The organism is Thermus sp. NEB1569, assembly GCF_022385295.1.
Lineage (GTDB): Bacteria > Deinococcota > Deinococci > Deinococcales > Thermaceae > Thermus > Thermus scotoductus.
Map to the genome: position 1 here is coordinate 411,017 of NZ_CP092445.1, position 13,407 is coordinate 424,423.

Consider the following 13,407-nt stretch of genomic DNA (forward strand, 5'->3'; position numbering starts at 1 on the left):
ACGGCCTCTAACTACCTATCCTCCACCCCAGCTTTCAAGATCCCCCGCCGCCCCTTCAGGCAGCGCAAAGAAAAAACTACCAGACCAACACAAGACTGTCAAGGGGGGCCGTGGGGGTAGGCCTCTGGGTATCTTGACGGAAAGGCTTCCCCTCGTTAAGCTAGTTTTTGCGTGCGGGGGCGATTAGCTCAGCTGGTCAGAGCGCACGCCTGATAAGCGTGAGGTCGGTGGTTCAAGTCCACCATCGCCCACCACGATGAGAAAGGCAAATCCCCGGGGTCACCAAGGCCCCGGGGAGCGCCTTTTGACACCTACACGACACCTAATAGCCCGTTGTTAGGTGGTAGACCAAATAACCCATAGCCCCGCCCAAAAGGGCGGCCATGACCCCTGCCCACCACGGATGCCTTCGGGCCCACGCCAGAAACTGCCCCGAGATGGTGAGCCCCGTGCGGCGCACGGCCCACAGCTCCACGATCCCAAGCCAAAGGATCAGGCCGCCTAGGAAGAGCAGCCACCACCAGAGGCCCGCCAACGCAAAGGCGACAGCCAGTGTCGCAAACATGAGCAGGATGCCCCAAGGAAGCTGCCTCATACCCTCAGCTCGGAGTATTGGGACGCCCAGGCCAGGATCTGGTCTACATAGGCGTCATTCCGCTCACCCCGCCTATAAGCGGTAGGCCCCCGGTTGTAGGCGTGCAGGACATCGCACCACGTGGGAAACTGCCCCTTCAACCACGCCAGATAGCGGATCCCCGCCGCCGTGGCGTACTGCACCCGGGCCGGGATGGGCATGTTGAGGAGGAGGGTGGGGTCCATGCCCACCTGGCGGAAGGCGCAGGGTTTGACCTGAAGCGGGCCGATCTCGGACCCCGAGGCGCAGGTGGCCCCGTTGCTGCTGATCTGGAGGGCGTACGCCACCCGGTCCACGTGGGGGTTGAAGGAGGACTCTCGCCGGGCCAGGGCCACCACGAGGTCCGGGGGCACCCCCATCCCTTCCGCCTGGGCCAGGGCCCCGGCCACGATCTGGGCCAGGTTCCGCCCCCCGCAGTCCCCGCAGGACTGCCGGGCCAGGGCGGGGTTGACTTCCGAAATGCGAGCATAAATGCGGTCAATCAAGCTCCACCGGTCCTTGTCCAAGGGCGGGGGCCCCGGGGGAGGGTAGGGGCAGGCGCTTCCAGAACCAGGGGTTCCCCCACCCCCACCACGCGCCGGGCGGGGCCGAAGGAGGAGGAAGGCGGCCAGGCCGCCCAACGCCACCACCCCCCAGCTAACCCCTCCGGTGCGCAACGTCTTCCACCCCCCTAGCCGTGCGGCGGATCCGCTTCATGCCCCGGTTCAAGGTCAACATCCCGCCGGCGTGGTACCAGACAAAGCCGTGGATGTCCCAGTAACGCGCCATGCCCCCTTTGGCCTCTGCTCCCGGGACGTGCCGTCCATGTTTGCGGGCCAACGGGAATAGTCCAACGTCCAAAACGGGCACCCCCTGAGCCGGGGGTACAACCAGGTCTCGGATTGCCCATCCTTGCGGGATCATCACGGCCCCCAGGTCAAAGTCCATTCTCCAACGACGAGCTTGTAGAGGTTGCTTTTGGTGAACTTTACGCCGCTGTTGAACGCGAGGGCGAAGCCGCCGACGTGGGACGAGCCAGAGTACCTGATTATCGCAAACCCATAGATGTCGCGGTTGTAATCGGTGGCGGGGATGGTGATGGCGTTTATCTTCCGACCTCTGGTGATGGCTGTGAACATCCCGGAAGTTATTTGGTACCCGACTGGGGAGGAGTAGTTTCCAAACTGAGAGTCTAAGTTCGGCGCCTTATAGGCGTCTAGGGGGTAGAAATACAAGGCGTCGATGTTGTTTCCCACGTACGCCATAGCCCACCACGACAGCAGATAGAGGTCGCCCATTCCGCTATCGTATGCGTTATAGTAGCGCGTGGCGAACACCTTCCCGGCGAAGGTACCAAGGTTGGCAATGTTTATGCTTGCGTCCTGCGGCGCCCCGGCGTTTGGAGAGTAGCTGACCTGATAGGCGTAAATGAGCCGTAGCCTCTGGTCCGAAGCTAGCGAGATGACCACGGGGTTACCCAGCCCGTCCCGGAACAGCTCCCTGGTCATCAGGTTGCCCCCTGCGCTACCGGAGGGACTGAACCCCCACTCGGTGAGGTTTCTGCCGCCCACCTGGGCTTCGGTGAACTCGCGCTTCTTTGTGATGATGAATGTTCCAACCCCGGGGCCGGAGGTGGACTGGCGCGCAATCGTGTCGGGTTCGCCGCTTACTCCGGCGTTCGTCCTCGCTACTTCGGCTACTAACCCCGCCTGGGTCGCATTCGGTGGCGTTGAGCCCGTGCCCACTACGGCGTAGTCGGCGAGCGAGGCAAATCCGCTGCTCGGTATTAGCGCGTCATAGGTCTGGGTCAAGATGAGGTTGTGCTGTTCGGCCTCCTTCTCAACGACCCAAATCTTCTCCCTTCCGAGCCCGCCCGGGCCGGAGGTCAGGCGCTCCTTATAGCGCCCCACCTGCCAATGCAGGTGTTGCGGTTGCAGGCGGGCGCTGAATGTCGGTGGCGGCGGCAGAAGGGGCCGCACCACAACCCTCGGTATCAGGATTTCCTTGCCGGGCACGATAATCTTTCCCATGCTTCCTCCTTAGGCGAGTTCGTAGCTCCCTGTGGTTGGGGCAGAGAGGGTAGCCGAACCCAGGGCTTCGTAGCCAGGGGGGAAGTAGTTTGCCCCTCTCGAGTCCACGACCACCACTACCAGGGCGTAGGTTCCCGTGGTCGGGGCGGAGAGGGTAGCGGTGCCAAGGTTCTCCGTCCCAAGGTTCTGAACGACCACGATAGGAACGTAGCTCCCCGTGGCGGGTGCCGATAGGGTGGCCGAGCCAATGCCCTCCGTCCCGAGGTCCACGATGACCACGATGGGGATGTAGTCCCCAGTAGCGGGAGCGGTAAGGGTAGCTTGGCCTAAGTCCTCCATCCCGAGGTCCAGGGTGACTACGATGGGGATGTAATCGCCCGTGGTGGGGGCGGAGAGGCTGGCCGGGCCCAGAGCGTCCTCAACCCGCACGGGATATATCTCGGACCGCACGGCGTAGCCGGTGGCCCCCAGGGCGTCCAAGAAGCTTCCCAACAGCTCCACCTGGTAGGGCAAGGCTACGGCCTGGTCCAGCACCACAGGTTGGTCAAAGGTCTGGATGGTGTGGGCCGTGGCGTACAGCTCCCGCTGGACTCGCATGGCCAGGCTCGTGCGGTCGGGGGAGAGATGGAAGAGGAGCACGTCCGAGTCCGGAGGGTAGTAGCCAATGGTGGCGTCCTGGATGAGGACGGGGTCCACGCCCGGGAAAGGGCCCCGCTGAACGAAGGACTGACTAAGGGGGTCCCACTGCCGCACCCAGACCTCCCCCTCCCGCTCGTAGGCCACCACGTGCCGGGCCGCCTGGTCAAAGGCCAGGGCCATATGGGCGACTTCCTCCACCGGGTGAGGGAGGGGAGGCACCTCCACCTCCACCCACACCGCCACTTCTGCCCCCCGTGAGTCGTGCAAGGGCCAGGGGCCCTCCCCGGGCACCTGGGCCTGGAAGAGGCGGAAGCGCCGCTCCACGCGGTCCAGGAGGCCCGCCCACGCGTAGCCGTAGAGGGTGGCATAGGAGCCGTCCCCGGTGTCCCCCATGCTCCGAGGGCCGGGGGCTGGGCGCACCTCGGGGGCGAAAGTGTCGCCCCGTTTGTACGTTTTGGCAGTTACCATTGCTACATGCTATTCCAGCGTTGCAACGTTACCCTCTCTATGTCTTTGAAGTAATCGTGAGGGCCACACGGGTCGTGTAAGGATTTATGTGTAAGGGTCCGTGTTTAATAGGGGGGCACACCTTAGCACGAGGAGGTGCCCCGTGGACCAGGATACCTTGCGGATCTTGCTGAGGGAAGCGGTGCGGGAGACAGTAGCCGAGGTTCTGCAGACGGTTCTGGAGCTGGACCGGACGGCCTTCTTGCAGGTGCACGGAGGCCGCAGGAACGGCTACTACCCCCGCAAGCTGGAGACCGCCTTCGGCCAGGTGGACCTGAAGGTCCCTAGGGATCGGGAATCTCGGTATTACCCGGCTTTCCTTAAGCCCTACGTCCGCCGCCTGGTGGACGTGGGGGAAGTGGCGGTAGCCCTTTACGCCGCCGGGGTCAGTCAGCGCAAGGCGGCCGAGATACTGAGCCTGCTCTTAGGCCACCGCTACTCCCACGAGACCCTGAGCGCCCTGACGGACGAGGTCCTGGAGGCGGCAGGAGCCTTCCGCACCCGGCCTTTGCCCGAGGAGATGGCCTTCGTCTACCTGGACGGGCTTTCCCTAAAGGTCTTCAGGGAAGGAGAAGGGATCGTACGGGAAAGCGTGTATGTGGCCCTGGGCATCGCCCCTAATGGGGAGAGGCGGGTCCTGGGGTTTTGGCTGTTGCCCACGGAGAGCGCCCTGGGATGGGAGGGGGTCCTGGGGGAGCTTTGGCAGCGGGGCCTGCGGCGGGTATTGCTCTTCATCACCGACGGGCTGCCCGGGCTTCCCGAGGCGATCCGCAGGGTCTACCCTCAGGCGGAGTGGCAGCGGTGCGTGGTGCACGGGGTGCGGTGGAGCCTGTCCCAGGTGCGCTCCCGGGACCGGGCCCTGCTGGCGGAGGACCTGAGGCGGGTGTACGGGGCGGAGAGCCGGGAAGAAGCTCTTGGGGCCTTGGAGGAGGTGAAGGCCGCCTGGGGTTCGCGGTACCCGGGGGTGGTGGGGCTTTGGGTACAGGATTCGGGGGCCTTCCTGCGGTTCTACGGGTACCCCAAGGTGCTTTGGCCGTACCTGCGGAGCACCAACCTGATGGAGCGGTTTATCCGGGAGCTACGGCGGGGGACGAAGGTGCGGGACCACAAGTTTCCTAAGGAAGAGGCGGTGTACAAGCTTCTTTACCTGGAGTCGGAGAGGCAGGAAGGGAGGTGGGCAGAACGGAAACTAAAGGGGTTCTCGGAGGTGAAGGAGGTGCTGGAGAAGATGCTTCAGGAGCGGTATGCCCCCCGTACACAGACTCTTACACATAACTCTTGACACGACCGCCACACGCCTCAAAGTTGCCGTCAGGCCAGTAGGCATTTAGGACACGCTGGTAGTACGACTGCAACGTGGGCATGCTTCTCCCTTGGTATTCCCACGAGAAAATGCATGGCCCAAACCCCGCCTGTTTTGTTTTATGAATCACGTCCGCCGCTAACGACTCCGCCACGCTGTGGGTAGTGTTGTAAAAGCCGGGGTTTTCTAGACGTAAAACGGCTTGGTACAGCTCATCTTGAAGGGTTCGCGCTTCCTCTGACACCTCATCGTAGTATGCAGATCGGTCAACCTGAGCTAAGTTAGTCAGGCTCACAAGCCCTAACTCCCACAAATGTCCTTTTCTACACATCGCGTCTAACGTAGTTAGTGCGTTTCGTTTCCCATCTTTCGAACGCCATGGATACTCTTCAATCCTTTTTCTGAAAACCTCCCTCCAGTTTGGCCCATACATTTTCACCATGTGCTCTTCACATGCATCGGCAGACGATTTGGGAACATCGGGGATCGGTCCGGCGTAGTTTAATGAGTCTTTAGACAAAGGCGCATTTTCCCAAGGGCGAGACTGCTCAACAGGGCTTCGATCAGGAGGAGCCTGTTCACTAACCGGAAGCGGAATCTCTTTGTCTTTTTCTAGTTTTTGTGATTTGCGCCTTCGGGCAAGTGCGTATCCAAACAATCCACCCGCTACTATTGGGGTAAGCAATATCGCTATTTTGGCTGGCATGTTTACCTCCTCATTGCATGAGGAACTGAACCACGACAGGTCCTTCCCCGGCGTCAGAGATCTCCAGCACTTCTAGAGCAAAAGACAACTCTAGCGCAGCCGCGGGCGGGAGGATGTAGGGCCCCACCCGCTGCGGCCCGAAGGTGAACCAAAGGCGGGCCTTGGCGTCCCCGATGTTCACGATGTGCCCCCGGGTAGCAGGTTTGCCCAAGAGGCCAGTCACGTCGATGCGCCGCACCTCCCCTTCCACCAGCACCTGGGCCACCAGGGGCATCCGGGCCGGGTCGTGGCCCTGGAGATCCCGCCGGGGGCGGCCAAACTCGTACTCCAGGGTGCGCTGCACCGCCCCGAGCTGGTCCTTCAGGCAGGCCATGTCCTCCCGCAAGGCGGCCAGGGCCTCTTGAAAACGTTGGGGCAAGCTCGCCAACTCTTCTTGCTTCAGACCCAAGAGGTTGAGCACGCACCACCTCCTTTAGGGGCACTCTGCCCAGGGTTCCCCAGATTTTCAAGTGCGGGACGCACCACAAGGGCCCCGATCAGGATGAGGGCCGCCAGGTAGATGGTGAGGAGCCCAAGGCCCACTCCTAGGCCCTGCTTGTAGGACTGCCAGAAGATGTTCTCCACGGCCTACTCCTTCTGCGCGCCCACGAGAGCTCCGATGAGGGCCAGGATCAGGGCCAGGCCCACCCAGACCAGAAGAGCTCCCACCACGAAGCCAGCGCCAAGCTGCACGCCGTCCCGAAAGCTCATTTCCCACCTCCTGCCTTCTGCTCCATGCCCATGGCCCGGATGCGGGCCAGGGCGGCCTCGATCTGCTTCTCCGCAATAGACCGGGAAAGGCCAGGCGCAAGCTCCTGCAAGGTGCCGATGGCTTCCTCCAGCTTGCGGGCCGCCCGCTCTTGCGCGGGCAGATCGCTCTTGCGGAAGCGCTCCTCTACGGCTAGCACGGCCTGCTCCGCCAGGCGGGGCACCCTTTCGCTCAACCAGCGCTCATAGTTCGAGGCCAGGATGCGGATCAGGCTTGCCAGGAAAGGCCCCACTACGGGAATCCCGGCCACTAGGCGCACCAGCAGGCCCGCCAGAAGAGCCACCACGCCCAGGGCTACCACGGCCTGCAGGGCCCACGCCGCCCACACGCTCCCAGGAGGCACCAAGTCCGTCCAGCTCATAGCGTGGCTCCCAGCCCGGCCACCCCGCCCCGGCTAGCGCAATCGCAGGGCGTGGGGGCCACGGATCCGTCCTTGCACGTGGCGATCACCTGGGGGCACATGGTGGTTTCGGAGTAGCCGGAAGATCGGTCTTTCCAGCGCACCGTGCCCCCGCCGCTGGGGGTGCTGGATGGGGCAGGGGAGGCCTCCTTGCCCTTTCGGGCCCACCACATTCCCACAAGGGCTCCACCTGCCATAGCCACAGCTATCCAGAAGGCCTTCATCCCCACCTCCTACCAGAGGAGCTGCCCGGGAGCAGGGCGGGGCACAAGGGCAGGGTTGTACCAGGAGCACAGGCTGGGGGCCACGCGGCAAAGGGCGTTGTCCCCCAAGTCGCTCAGCCCGAAGCCCGCCAATCCCCCAGGTTCATTGCCGTAGTCCACCACCGCCGGGGGTGCGGCCTGGCCCCCACTACTCCCTCCAGCCTCCCCACCGGAAGTACCAGAGCTGGGTCCCCCTTTTGCCAGGGAATAGGCCAGGTACGCAGCCACTCCACCGCCGATCAGTACCAAGATCAAGGTCTTCCCATCCATCTAGGTCTCCTTCTCCTTCCTTAGTCGGACCCCCTGGCGGTAGGCCAGGGCCTCCGTGGCGTTGACCAGGCGCTGGAGGAGGTGGGTCTGCTCCCGCTGGCCTCCCTCCAGCTGGGCCAGGCGCGCCTTCATCTCGGCGATGTCCACGAACACCACCCTTAGAAAGGCGGCGAAGGCCGCCACCGCCAGGCCGGAGTCCAGCAGGTCCTTCCACTCCATTAGCACACCACCCCTTCGCTCGCGAGTTGCGTCAATTGCTTACGCAAAGCCTCTATCTGGGTTTCGTAGGTGGCCAATTCATCCTTCAGTTTCTTGTATTCTTGAGCCGCGGCATCCACGGCTCGAGAATCATTGAAGTTGAAGAGGTTAGCGGGGCTCGGCCCCTCGCCTTTTACGTACTTCATGCAGGCATCGTAGTTTCCGCCCAGGGCAGGGGAGCAGATTTCCCAGAAGCACGCCTCCCGCTTGGCGTAGCTCCAGCAGTTAACATCCGCACTGGACCCCTTTGCCACCAGATCGTTCAGCTTCTTTCGCACATCATCGGCCAACGACTGAAGCTTTTGGAGATTTGCTTTGGTTTCAGAGCAAAGCTGCCCCTTGGTCACTGTAGGAGTTGGCGGGGGAGTCGTTGGCGGAAGAGTCTGAGGGGGTGGATAGTAAGGCGGAGCTACGGGAGGTTGAGGAGTAGGGGCAGGTGCGGGCAAAGCTGGTTGCTGGGAAGGGGGTAGGGCAGGCTGCTGAGATGGGGGCAATGCCGGCTGCCCAGGGGGATACGGAACCTGCTGCCCTGGCGCGTAGGCCACCCGCTGGCGATTAGGATCCAACATCCTCCAGGCAATAAGGCCCCCGATGCCAACTGCCCCGATAGCCGCGATGCCTAAAAGGGTATCGCTGTTCATGCTGTCCTCCAGATGAATGCCGCCACCACGACGGCTGCCCCAAGGGTTAAGGCGGCCACCATGATGGCCTGGGTCTGGCGGGCTTTAGCCGCGGCTTCCAACATGGCCCGTTCCTGAGCCAGTTTCGCGGCTTCCAGCTGGGCCTGGGCCACCTGTTGTTGGGTCTCTAGGGCCATACGCTCCTGATCCGTAAAGATCCAGTCATCCAACAGATTGCCGATTGCGCCGACACCAGCTGCAATGCCCGCCAGGATCTCCATGCTTACTCCCTCAAGAGCAGGACCAGCACGACCACGACAGCTCCCCCTGCCAGCAGCCAGGCCCAGATGGGGACACGCGGCTGAGTTTCAATGCCGGCCTGACGTGCTTTCTCCATCTCGGCCAGATACTGGAGCCGCTGGAGCTCAGTCTGGGCCATTTCCTGCTCGGTGAAAATGTAGGGGTCCAGGATAGAGTTAGCCTGCTGCAGGCCGTACAGGATTTGAAGCCAGAGGGGATCCGAGGCCGTGGGGGCTGCCCCGGCCCCGGTCCCGTTAGTCAGGGTGTATGGGGGGGTGTAGCCCGCGAGGGGGAGAGACGGGGAAAGGGCGTTGCCGATGCTGAACATAGCCCCTCCTTAGAGGCCGCCCCGGGCTTCCAGCTCCGCCAAGCGCTGGAGTCTGCCCTTGTCCAGCACCTCGATGCGCCGCCCCAGGGCCGCGATCTGGATGTAGTGCCCGGCCCGCTCGTTCCAGACGATGGGGGTGTTCTGGGTGAAGACCTCCAGCACCAGGCGGGTGCCGGGCACCAGCTCCACCTGCTGGGGCCAGGCGATCATGGTTTCCAGGTTGTTCTGGTCGATGGCGTGCATTGTGGCAAAGGACTGGTTGAACACCGTGGCCGCGCTGTCGTCCACCCCGCCCCCGTCCCGGGCCACCCGGAGGCGGAACTGGCCATCCCCGTGCACGTAGTAGACCTCAATGCCCTGAGGATCAGTGACCCCGGCGGGCTCCTGGATGGTCACGTCTCCCGTGTTGTAGTTAACGCTCACGATCGGGATTGCCTGCCATACCCCGCCCACTTTGGCCCAAGCGGCGATCTCTGGATGGTACACGCTGGGCAACGTGGGTTTCGCTTGAGGAGTTTGCACGAGACCAGGCAGGTTGACCGTGCGGTTGGCGGCAGAAGCCAGGTTCTGGCCTGCAAGAACCTTCTGCCCTTTGATGTAAATCCGCAAACGGCGCTCCTGGGCCAGGATGCGGAAGTGGGCAGTCTCCGGGGTGCGCATTTGGGCCACAGGGAAGTATTCGTTGGCCCGGTAGGCCAGACCCGTGGCCTCAAAATCCTCGTTGTCGATCCAGGTGAAGCCCCAGACCCCCACCTGCACCGCCGCCGGGGGAGGCGGGGGAGGGGCCACCGGGGCCTGGGCGGGTTGCACCTGGGGCACGTCCCCCCGGAAGACGTCCAGCCCCCGCCCGAAGGCCTGGCCCACGCCCCGACGGATCCGTTCAAGTAAGCTCATGGCACCTCCTCAAAGGGTGGGGTTGGAGTTGTCCACGCCCACCGGAAGCTCAATGCGGGTCCTGGGATCATTGAGGTTCACCGTGACGCCTGCGGGGGCCTCCACGTACACCTCCACGGTGTCCCCCTCCCGGAAGACCAGGCCCGTGGGGGGCGTGGGGGCCCGCAGGGGGGATGCGGTCTGCAGGATGTTCTGGTAGAACTTCGCATCCCTGAGCTGGGCCTCGCTGAGGTCATAGTAGCTGGCGTACTGGGCCTTGATGAGGAACTCGGGGAAGTCAAAACCCTTGGTGCGCTTGGCGAAGAAAACATCCGTGGTATGGGGAAGCTGGTTCCCTGAAGCGTCGTACAGCTTGAGGATAATGGGCACAGGGTTAGGCACGACCCAAGCCGCCCCTGCAGGCACCACAAACTCCCCCACCTTTACCCGCTGCGTGCCCGTGTACTCCTTAAATTCGGGCCCAGACTGCAGGATGGTCACGGGCCTAGCCCCAGGCCGAAGGGCCTTAATCCGATTGAATGCCTCTTGCATCTCCCTTTACCTCCTCAGTCAATGTTCAGAATCGCCATGACGAGGTTCGCGAACGACCCCGCCGCCACGCCTAAGCCGATGTAGTCCACCATCGGGTCTTGGGTGAGCTGGTTGTTGATGAGCAAGGAACCCAGGATCACCCCGCCCAAGTTCAGCAAGATGCGGTTGGTGTAGGCGTTGGGCACCTCCTTGGTGGTGTCGGGCTTCCCGTCAGGGCCCACTTGGTAGTAATGGATGCGCCCATCTGGCCCCTTGGCTGCCCAGCCAAAGAGGTCGCGCCGGGACGTGTAAAGGCTTTTGCGGGCCAGGTACGCTCCCAGCACCCCTAGGCTGACCGAGACCACTATGGGGTTCTGCACCACCTCCAACGGGTTGGAGGTCTGGGCCAGCTTGCGCATGTCTTGCGCCGCGATTGCCGCCGTGTCCGCCATTCGCCCTCCTTACATGGGCCATGCTGAAAAAGAGGACGGGGCATATAAAGGGCGTTCCGGTGCGCCCATAGGGAGGAGCAAGGGGCACCCAAGGGGCATGGCGGAGGTGCGCCTTGCACCTCCGCCGCGGAGAAATGCCGTTTAGAAGCCTATCGGCACGTACACCCGCCGCCTGGGGTCCCGGGGGTCCCTCAGTATCAGGCCCGCCCGGTCCCGGTCCAAGTCCTTCACTCCATACTCAGGGGGCAATCCCCCTTCAGGCCGCTTGAGGGCGGCCACCCGCTCCCCTAGTTCAGGGAACATCTCCGCCACAGCCCGCACCTCGTTGGGCTCACTCACGCGGAAGGCCACCAGGTGGGAGGCCTGGCGGCGCACCCCGGGATCAATGCCCCCCACTGCCCCCCGCATCATCTGGGTCACGAAGATCACAGAATGGCCGGCCTCGCGGCCTCCCGTCAGCACCTCGAAGAGCCCCCGGGGTACCTGCCCCCTGGGGAAGAACTGGTGGGCCTCGTCCACCACCAGGAGGACGTCTTTCAATCGCATGACCTCCTGGCCCAGGGCGTCCAGGAAGGGGCGGGGGTCATAGCCCGTCACGTGGAAGTGCACCCGGGTGTGGCGCTTGAGGGCAGGCCCGGGGTCCCCCTCCTCCCCCACGCGGTAGCGCCCCTCTGCCAGATCCCAGAACTCCGTCTTGCGGTTCACGATGACCAGGCGGCGGAAGCGGCCTTCCATGCCCTGCACGATTTGCCGGGCCAGGGTGCTCTTCCCCGAGCCTGACTTACCGATGATGAGGATGCGGAAGGTCTGCCTGCCGCCCATGCCCATCTAGCCCTGGTAGGCCTGCCACAGCTCCCACCCGGCCCACGCGGCCAGGGCGAAGGCCACCACGGCCTGGGCGGTCTCGCACTTGGGGCAGCCCTTGCCCTCCCGGAGGTTTTTCAACCGTCCGAGGCCCAGGTAAAGCCCCCCGGCCAGGACGGCCAGGGGGAAGGCGTTTTCCTTGGCGAACTCCATCATCTTCTCCTCCTTCAGGCGGTCCAGCGCGTCGGCTCAAAAAGCCTCCCCGCCTGGGCCTGCTTGGCCAAGAAGGCCTCGGGGTCCACGCAATAGGTGAGGACCTTTTGCCGGGCCTCCTCTCCCCCGCGGGGGAAGAAGGCCCACAGGCCCTCGCTGGCGGGGGGTTGGCGGTGGAAAACATCGAAGTGCAGGTGGCAATAGCCCCCCGTGGTCATCTTGCCCACGGTGCCGATGATCTCCCCGGCCCCCACCACTTGCCGCAGGCTCACCCGAATATCCCGCAGGTGCCCGTAGCGCGTCCACACCCCGGCGTGGGGGTGCCTGAGGACCACCACCCCGCCCCACACGGGCAGGCGGCCCGCAAAGACCACGTACCCGTCCGTCATGGCGTGCACGGGCTGGCCGCAGTCCGTGTCCCCTCCCCCGGGGCCGTTCAGGTCAATGCCCGTGTGCCAGTAGCCGGGGGGCACCAGCCACTTTCCATCCGCCCCCCTCACCCCCTGGTAATAGTTGGGGTCCAGGAAGCGCACGTCTGGGCGCGGCTTCCTGGGGTTCATGGGCCAGTAGTAGCGCCCCGAGCGGGGCACCTCAGGCTCGCCCACCATCCACCTCCCTAGCCACGCCAGGCCCAGTAGGCCCAGCGCGGCTGGCACGAACTTCCATAGCTGCACGCACACCTCCATACGCTGCCGCGGCCAACACCACCCCGCCCAGGGCTACCCGCACCCAAGGGGGCAGGTTTTCCGCCTGGCCCATGCCTGGCAAGCGGTTTTTCCCGATGCCGTACTGGGCCAGTGCTTCCCCCACCTTGAGCATGTCCAGCACCTGGGCCGGGGGCAGGAAGGTGCTGGCCTGAAAGGCCCGCTGGAAGGCCTCCACCTCCTCGGGGGACTGGAGCCTCAGGCCCAAGGCCAGGAGCATGGCGGTACCGTTCGCCAGCTCCTCCCCGGTGAAGGGGATTACGGGCTCCAGGGCCGGGGGCAGGTCCTGGAAGCCGGGCTCCCCGGTTACCTGCGTGTCGTCTATGGGCTGGAAGCCAGGCTCACTCCCAGAGTCTGGGGGCGGGGGCCCGGGGGTCACTGACCCCGGGGGCGCTCCCTGTCCCGGCGTGGGTTCCGCTACCGCCTCCACTCACTCCTCCCTTCATGCCCAGGGCCAGGCCCAGGACTACCGCCACCCCGGCCCCGAGGGCCGCCAGAAACCCCAGGGGGGTTTTCTTGACAGGGGGTGTGGCCGTTTGGGGTGGGTTTGCGTCCTGGACGGGGCCGTTGCCCTCCCGTTCACCGGAGAAGGCCTCCGCGGATCCTGCGGATACCCCCCCTCCCACCATGGGCTGGGACTCCACGGCCTCCTCTAGGACGGGGTCCAGGGGGCCTTCCAAGGGAATGGCCCGCACCTCCTGGCTCCCTTCTGCAGTCCCCTCCTGTTCCAGCACGGCCTTCTCGCCCAAAAGCTCCTCCGGCAAGCGGAGCTTTAACATGGCCTA

21 protein-coding genes and 1 tRNA gene are annotated in these 13,407 nt (G+C 64.1%); 2 read left to right on the forward strand and 20 right to left on the reverse strand.

What is annotated here, in order from left to right:
* The first annotated feature begins 177 nt into the window (after positions 1 to 177).
* Positions 178 to 254: transfer RNA gene (locus MI302_RS02740), tRNA-Ile, on the forward strand.
* Positions 255 to 322: 68 nt separating this feature from the next.
* On the opposite strand, the gene MI302_RS02745 is transcribed toward MI302_RS02740, so the two are convergent.
* The 4 genes from MI302_RS02745 to MI302_RS12165 all read right to left on the reverse strand — a co-directional run bounded on the left by MI302_RS02745 (position 323) and on the right by MI302_RS12165 (position 3,750).
* A complete protein-coding gene (locus MI302_RS02745; RefSeq protein ID WP_239726125.1) occupies positions 323 to 595 on the reverse strand; it encodes a hypothetical protein in 273 nt (90 codons plus the stop codon).
* Positions 592 to 1,260 (reverse strand): transglycosylase SLT domain-containing protein, encoded by a 669-nt coding sequence (locus tag MI302_RS02750; RefSeq protein ID WP_239726126.1) that lies wholly within the window; start codon positions 1,258 to 1,260, stop codon positions 592 to 594. The genes MI302_RS02745 and MI302_RS02750 overlap by 4 nt, the downstream gene beginning before the upstream one ends.
* 276 nt (positions 1,261 to 1,536) lie before the next feature.
* Complete coding sequence (locus MI302_RS02755; protein ID WP_239726127.1) at positions 1,537 to 2,643, reverse strand: hypothetical protein; 1,107 nt, start codon at positions 2,641 to 2,643, stop codon at positions 1,537 to 1,539.
* A 9-nt stretch (positions 2,644 to 2,652) separates the two neighbouring features.
* A complete protein-coding gene (locus MI302_RS12165) occupies positions 2,653 to 3,750 on the reverse strand; it encodes a hypothetical protein (protein WP_304653893.1) in 1,098 nt (365 codons plus the stop codon).
* 100 nt (positions 3,751 to 3,850) lie between these two features.
* On the opposite strand from MI302_RS12165, the gene MI302_RS02765 reads away from it, so the two are divergent.
* Complete coding sequence (locus MI302_RS02765; RefSeq protein WP_239725337.1) at positions 3,851 to 5,071, forward strand: IS256-like element ISTth4 family transposase; 1,221 nt, start codon at positions 3,851 to 3,853, stop codon at positions 5,069 to 5,071.
* Here MI302_RS02765 and MI302_RS02770 read toward each other — a convergent pair.
* From MI302_RS02770 to MI302_RS02840, 16 genes are all read right to left on the reverse strand, one after another.
* Positions 5,055 to 5,798: a hypothetical protein gene (locus MI302_RS02770; protein WP_239726128.1), complete on the reverse strand. Its 744-nt coding sequence runs from the start codon at positions 5,796 to 5,798 to the stop codon at positions 5,055 to 5,057. The two genes, MI302_RS02765 and MI302_RS02770, sit on opposite strands and share 17 nt — an antisense overlap.
* Positions 5,799 to 5,808: 10 nt before the next feature.
* Complete coding sequence (locus MI302_RS02775; protein ID WP_239726129.1) at positions 5,809 to 6,258, reverse strand: hypothetical protein; 450 nt, start codon at positions 6,256 to 6,258, stop codon at positions 5,809 to 5,811.
* A 167-nt stretch (positions 6,259 to 6,425) separates the two neighbouring features.
* The gene (locus MI302_RS12090; RefSeq protein WP_255721690.1) at positions 6,426 to 6,548 is read right to left on the reverse strand and encodes a hypothetical protein; all 123 of its coding nucleotides are present in this window, start codon (positions 6,546 to 6,548) and stop codon (positions 6,426 to 6,428) included.
* Entirely contained in the window at positions 6,545 to 6,967 is a 423-nt protein-coding gene (locus MI302_RS02780) for a hypothetical protein (protein WP_239726130.1), read from the reverse strand. The genes MI302_RS12090 and MI302_RS02780 overlap by 4 nt, the downstream gene beginning before the upstream one ends.
* Positions 6,968 to 7,539: 572 nt before the next feature.
* Positions 7,540 to 7,758: a hypothetical protein gene (locus MI302_RS02785; RefSeq protein ID WP_239726131.1), complete on the reverse strand. Its 219-nt coding sequence runs from the start codon at positions 7,756 to 7,758 to the stop codon at positions 7,540 to 7,542.
* Entirely contained in the window at positions 7,758 to 8,144 is a 387-nt protein-coding gene (locus MI302_RS02790) for a hypothetical protein (RefSeq protein ID WP_239726132.1), read from the reverse strand. Before MI302_RS02790 ends, MI302_RS02785 begins: the two co-directional genes overlap by 1 nt.
* 290 nt (positions 8,145 to 8,434) lie before the next feature.
* On the reverse strand, positions 8,435 to 8,698 hold the full coding sequence (locus MI302_RS02795; RefSeq protein ID WP_239726133.1) for a hypothetical protein: 264 nt from the start codon (positions 8,696 to 8,698) through the stop codon (positions 8,435 to 8,437).
* A 2-nt stretch (positions 8,699 to 8,700) separates the two neighbouring features.
* Positions 8,701 to 9,045: a hypothetical protein gene (locus MI302_RS02800; protein ID WP_239726134.1), complete on the reverse strand. Its 345-nt coding sequence runs from the start codon at positions 9,043 to 9,045 to the stop codon at positions 8,701 to 8,703.
* Between the two features lie 9 nt (positions 9,046 to 9,054).
* Positions 9,055 to 9,939: a hypothetical protein gene (locus MI302_RS02805; RefSeq protein WP_239726135.1), complete on the reverse strand. Its 885-nt coding sequence runs from the start codon at positions 9,937 to 9,939 to the stop codon at positions 9,055 to 9,057.
* Between the two features lie 9 nt (positions 9,940 to 9,948).
* Complete coding sequence (locus MI302_RS02810; protein ID WP_239726136.1) at positions 9,949 to 10,470, reverse strand: hypothetical protein; 522 nt, start codon at positions 10,468 to 10,470, stop codon at positions 9,949 to 9,951.
* Positions 10,471 to 10,484: 14 nt separating this feature from the next.
* Positions 10,485 to 10,901, reverse strand: a complete 417-nt coding sequence (locus tag MI302_RS02815) for a hypothetical protein (protein ID WP_114314097.1) — start codon at positions 10,899 to 10,901, stop codon at positions 10,485 to 10,487.
* Between the two features lie 141 nt (positions 10,902 to 11,042).
* Positions 11,043 to 11,723, reverse strand: a complete 681-nt coding sequence (locus tag MI302_RS02820) for an AAA family ATPase (RefSeq protein WP_239726137.1) — start codon at positions 11,721 to 11,723, stop codon at positions 11,043 to 11,045.
* A gap of 6 nt (positions 11,724 to 11,729) precedes the next feature.
* Positions 11,730 to 11,921: a hypothetical protein gene (locus MI302_RS02825; protein WP_239726138.1), complete on the reverse strand. Its 192-nt coding sequence runs from the start codon at positions 11,919 to 11,921 to the stop codon at positions 11,730 to 11,732.
* 11 nt (positions 11,922 to 11,932) lie between these two features.
* On the reverse strand, positions 11,933 to 12,526 hold the full coding sequence (locus tag MI302_RS02830; protein WP_239726139.1) for a M23 family metallopeptidase: 594 nt from the start codon (positions 12,524 to 12,526) through the stop codon (positions 11,933 to 11,935).
* Positions 12,510 to 13,001 (reverse strand): hypothetical protein, encoded by a 492-nt coding sequence (locus tag MI302_RS02835; RefSeq protein WP_239726140.1) that lies wholly within the window; start codon positions 12,999 to 13,001, stop codon positions 12,510 to 12,512. Before MI302_RS02835 ends, MI302_RS02830 begins: the two co-directional genes overlap by 17 nt.
* Positions 12,964 to 13,401: a hypothetical protein gene (locus MI302_RS02840; RefSeq protein ID WP_239726141.1), complete on the reverse strand. Its 438-nt coding sequence runs from the start codon at positions 13,399 to 13,401 to the stop codon at positions 12,964 to 12,966. Before MI302_RS02840 ends, MI302_RS02835 begins: the two co-directional genes overlap by 38 nt.
* Positions 13,402 to 13,407 lie beyond the last annotated feature (6 nt).

Bases quoted from the DNA above. Each gene is read 5' to 3' on its own strand.
- MI302_RS02745 (WP_239726125.1), bottom strand. From the start codon at position 595: ATGAGGCAGCTTCCTTGGGGCATCCTGCTCATGTTTGCGACACTGGCT.
- MI302_RS02755 (WP_239726127.1), bottom strand. From the start codon at position 2,643: ATGGGAAAGATTATCGTGCCCGGCAAGGAAATCCTGATACCGAGGGTT.
- MI302_RS12165 (WP_304653893.1), bottom strand. From the start codon at position 3,750: ATGGTAACTGCCAAAACGTACAAACGGGGCGACACTTTCGCCCCCGAG.
- MI302_RS02770 (WP_239726128.1), bottom strand. From the start codon at position 5,798: ATGCCAGCCAAAATAGCGATATTGCTTACCCCAATAGTAGCGGGTGGA.
- MI302_RS12090 (WP_255721690.1), bottom strand. From the start codon at position 6,548: ATGAGCTTTCGGGACGGCGTGCAGCTTGGCGCTGGCTTCGTGGTGGGA.
- MI302_RS02780 (WP_239726130.1), bottom strand. From the start codon at position 6,967: ATGAGCTGGACGGACTTGGTGCCTCCTGGGAGCGTGTGGGCGGCGTGG.
- MI302_RS02785 (WP_239726131.1), bottom strand. From the start codon at position 7,758: ATGGAGTGGAAGGACCTGCTGGACTCCGGCCTGGCGGTGGCGGCCTTC.
- MI302_RS02795 (WP_239726133.1), bottom strand. From the start codon at position 8,698: ATGGAGATCCTGGCGGGCATTGCAGCTGGTGTCGGCGCAATCGGCAAT.
- MI302_RS02800 (WP_239726134.1), bottom strand. From the start codon at position 9,045: ATGTTCAGCATCGGCAACGCCCTTTCCCCGTCTCTCCCCCTCGCGGGC.
- MI302_RS02805 (WP_239726135.1), bottom strand. From the start codon at position 9,939: ATGAGCTTACTTGAACGGATCCGTCGGGGCGTGGGCCAGGCCTTCGGG.
- MI302_RS02810 (WP_239726136.1), bottom strand. From the start codon at position 10,470: ATGCAAGAGGCATTCAATCGGATTAAGGCCCTTCGGCCTGGGGCTAGG.
- MI302_RS02815 (WP_114314097.1), bottom strand. From the start codon at position 10,901: ATGGCGGACACGGCGGCAATCGCGGCGCAAGACATGCGCAAGCTGGCC.
- MI302_RS02820 (WP_239726137.1), bottom strand. From the start codon at position 11,723: ATGGGCGGCAGGCAGACCTTCCGCATCCTCATCATCGGTAAGTCAGGC.
- MI302_RS02825 (WP_239726138.1), bottom strand. From the start codon at position 11,921: ATGATGGAGTTCGCCAAGGAAAACGCCTTCCCCCTGGCCGTCCTGGCC.
- MI302_RS02830 (WP_239726139.1), bottom strand. From the start codon at position 12,526: ATGGTGGGCGAGCCTGAGGTGCCCCGCTCGGGGCGCTACTACTGGCCC.
- MI302_RS02840 (WP_239726141.1), bottom strand. From the start codon at position 13,401: ATGTTAAAGCTCCGCTTGCCGGAGGAGCTTTTGGGCGAGAAGGCCGTG.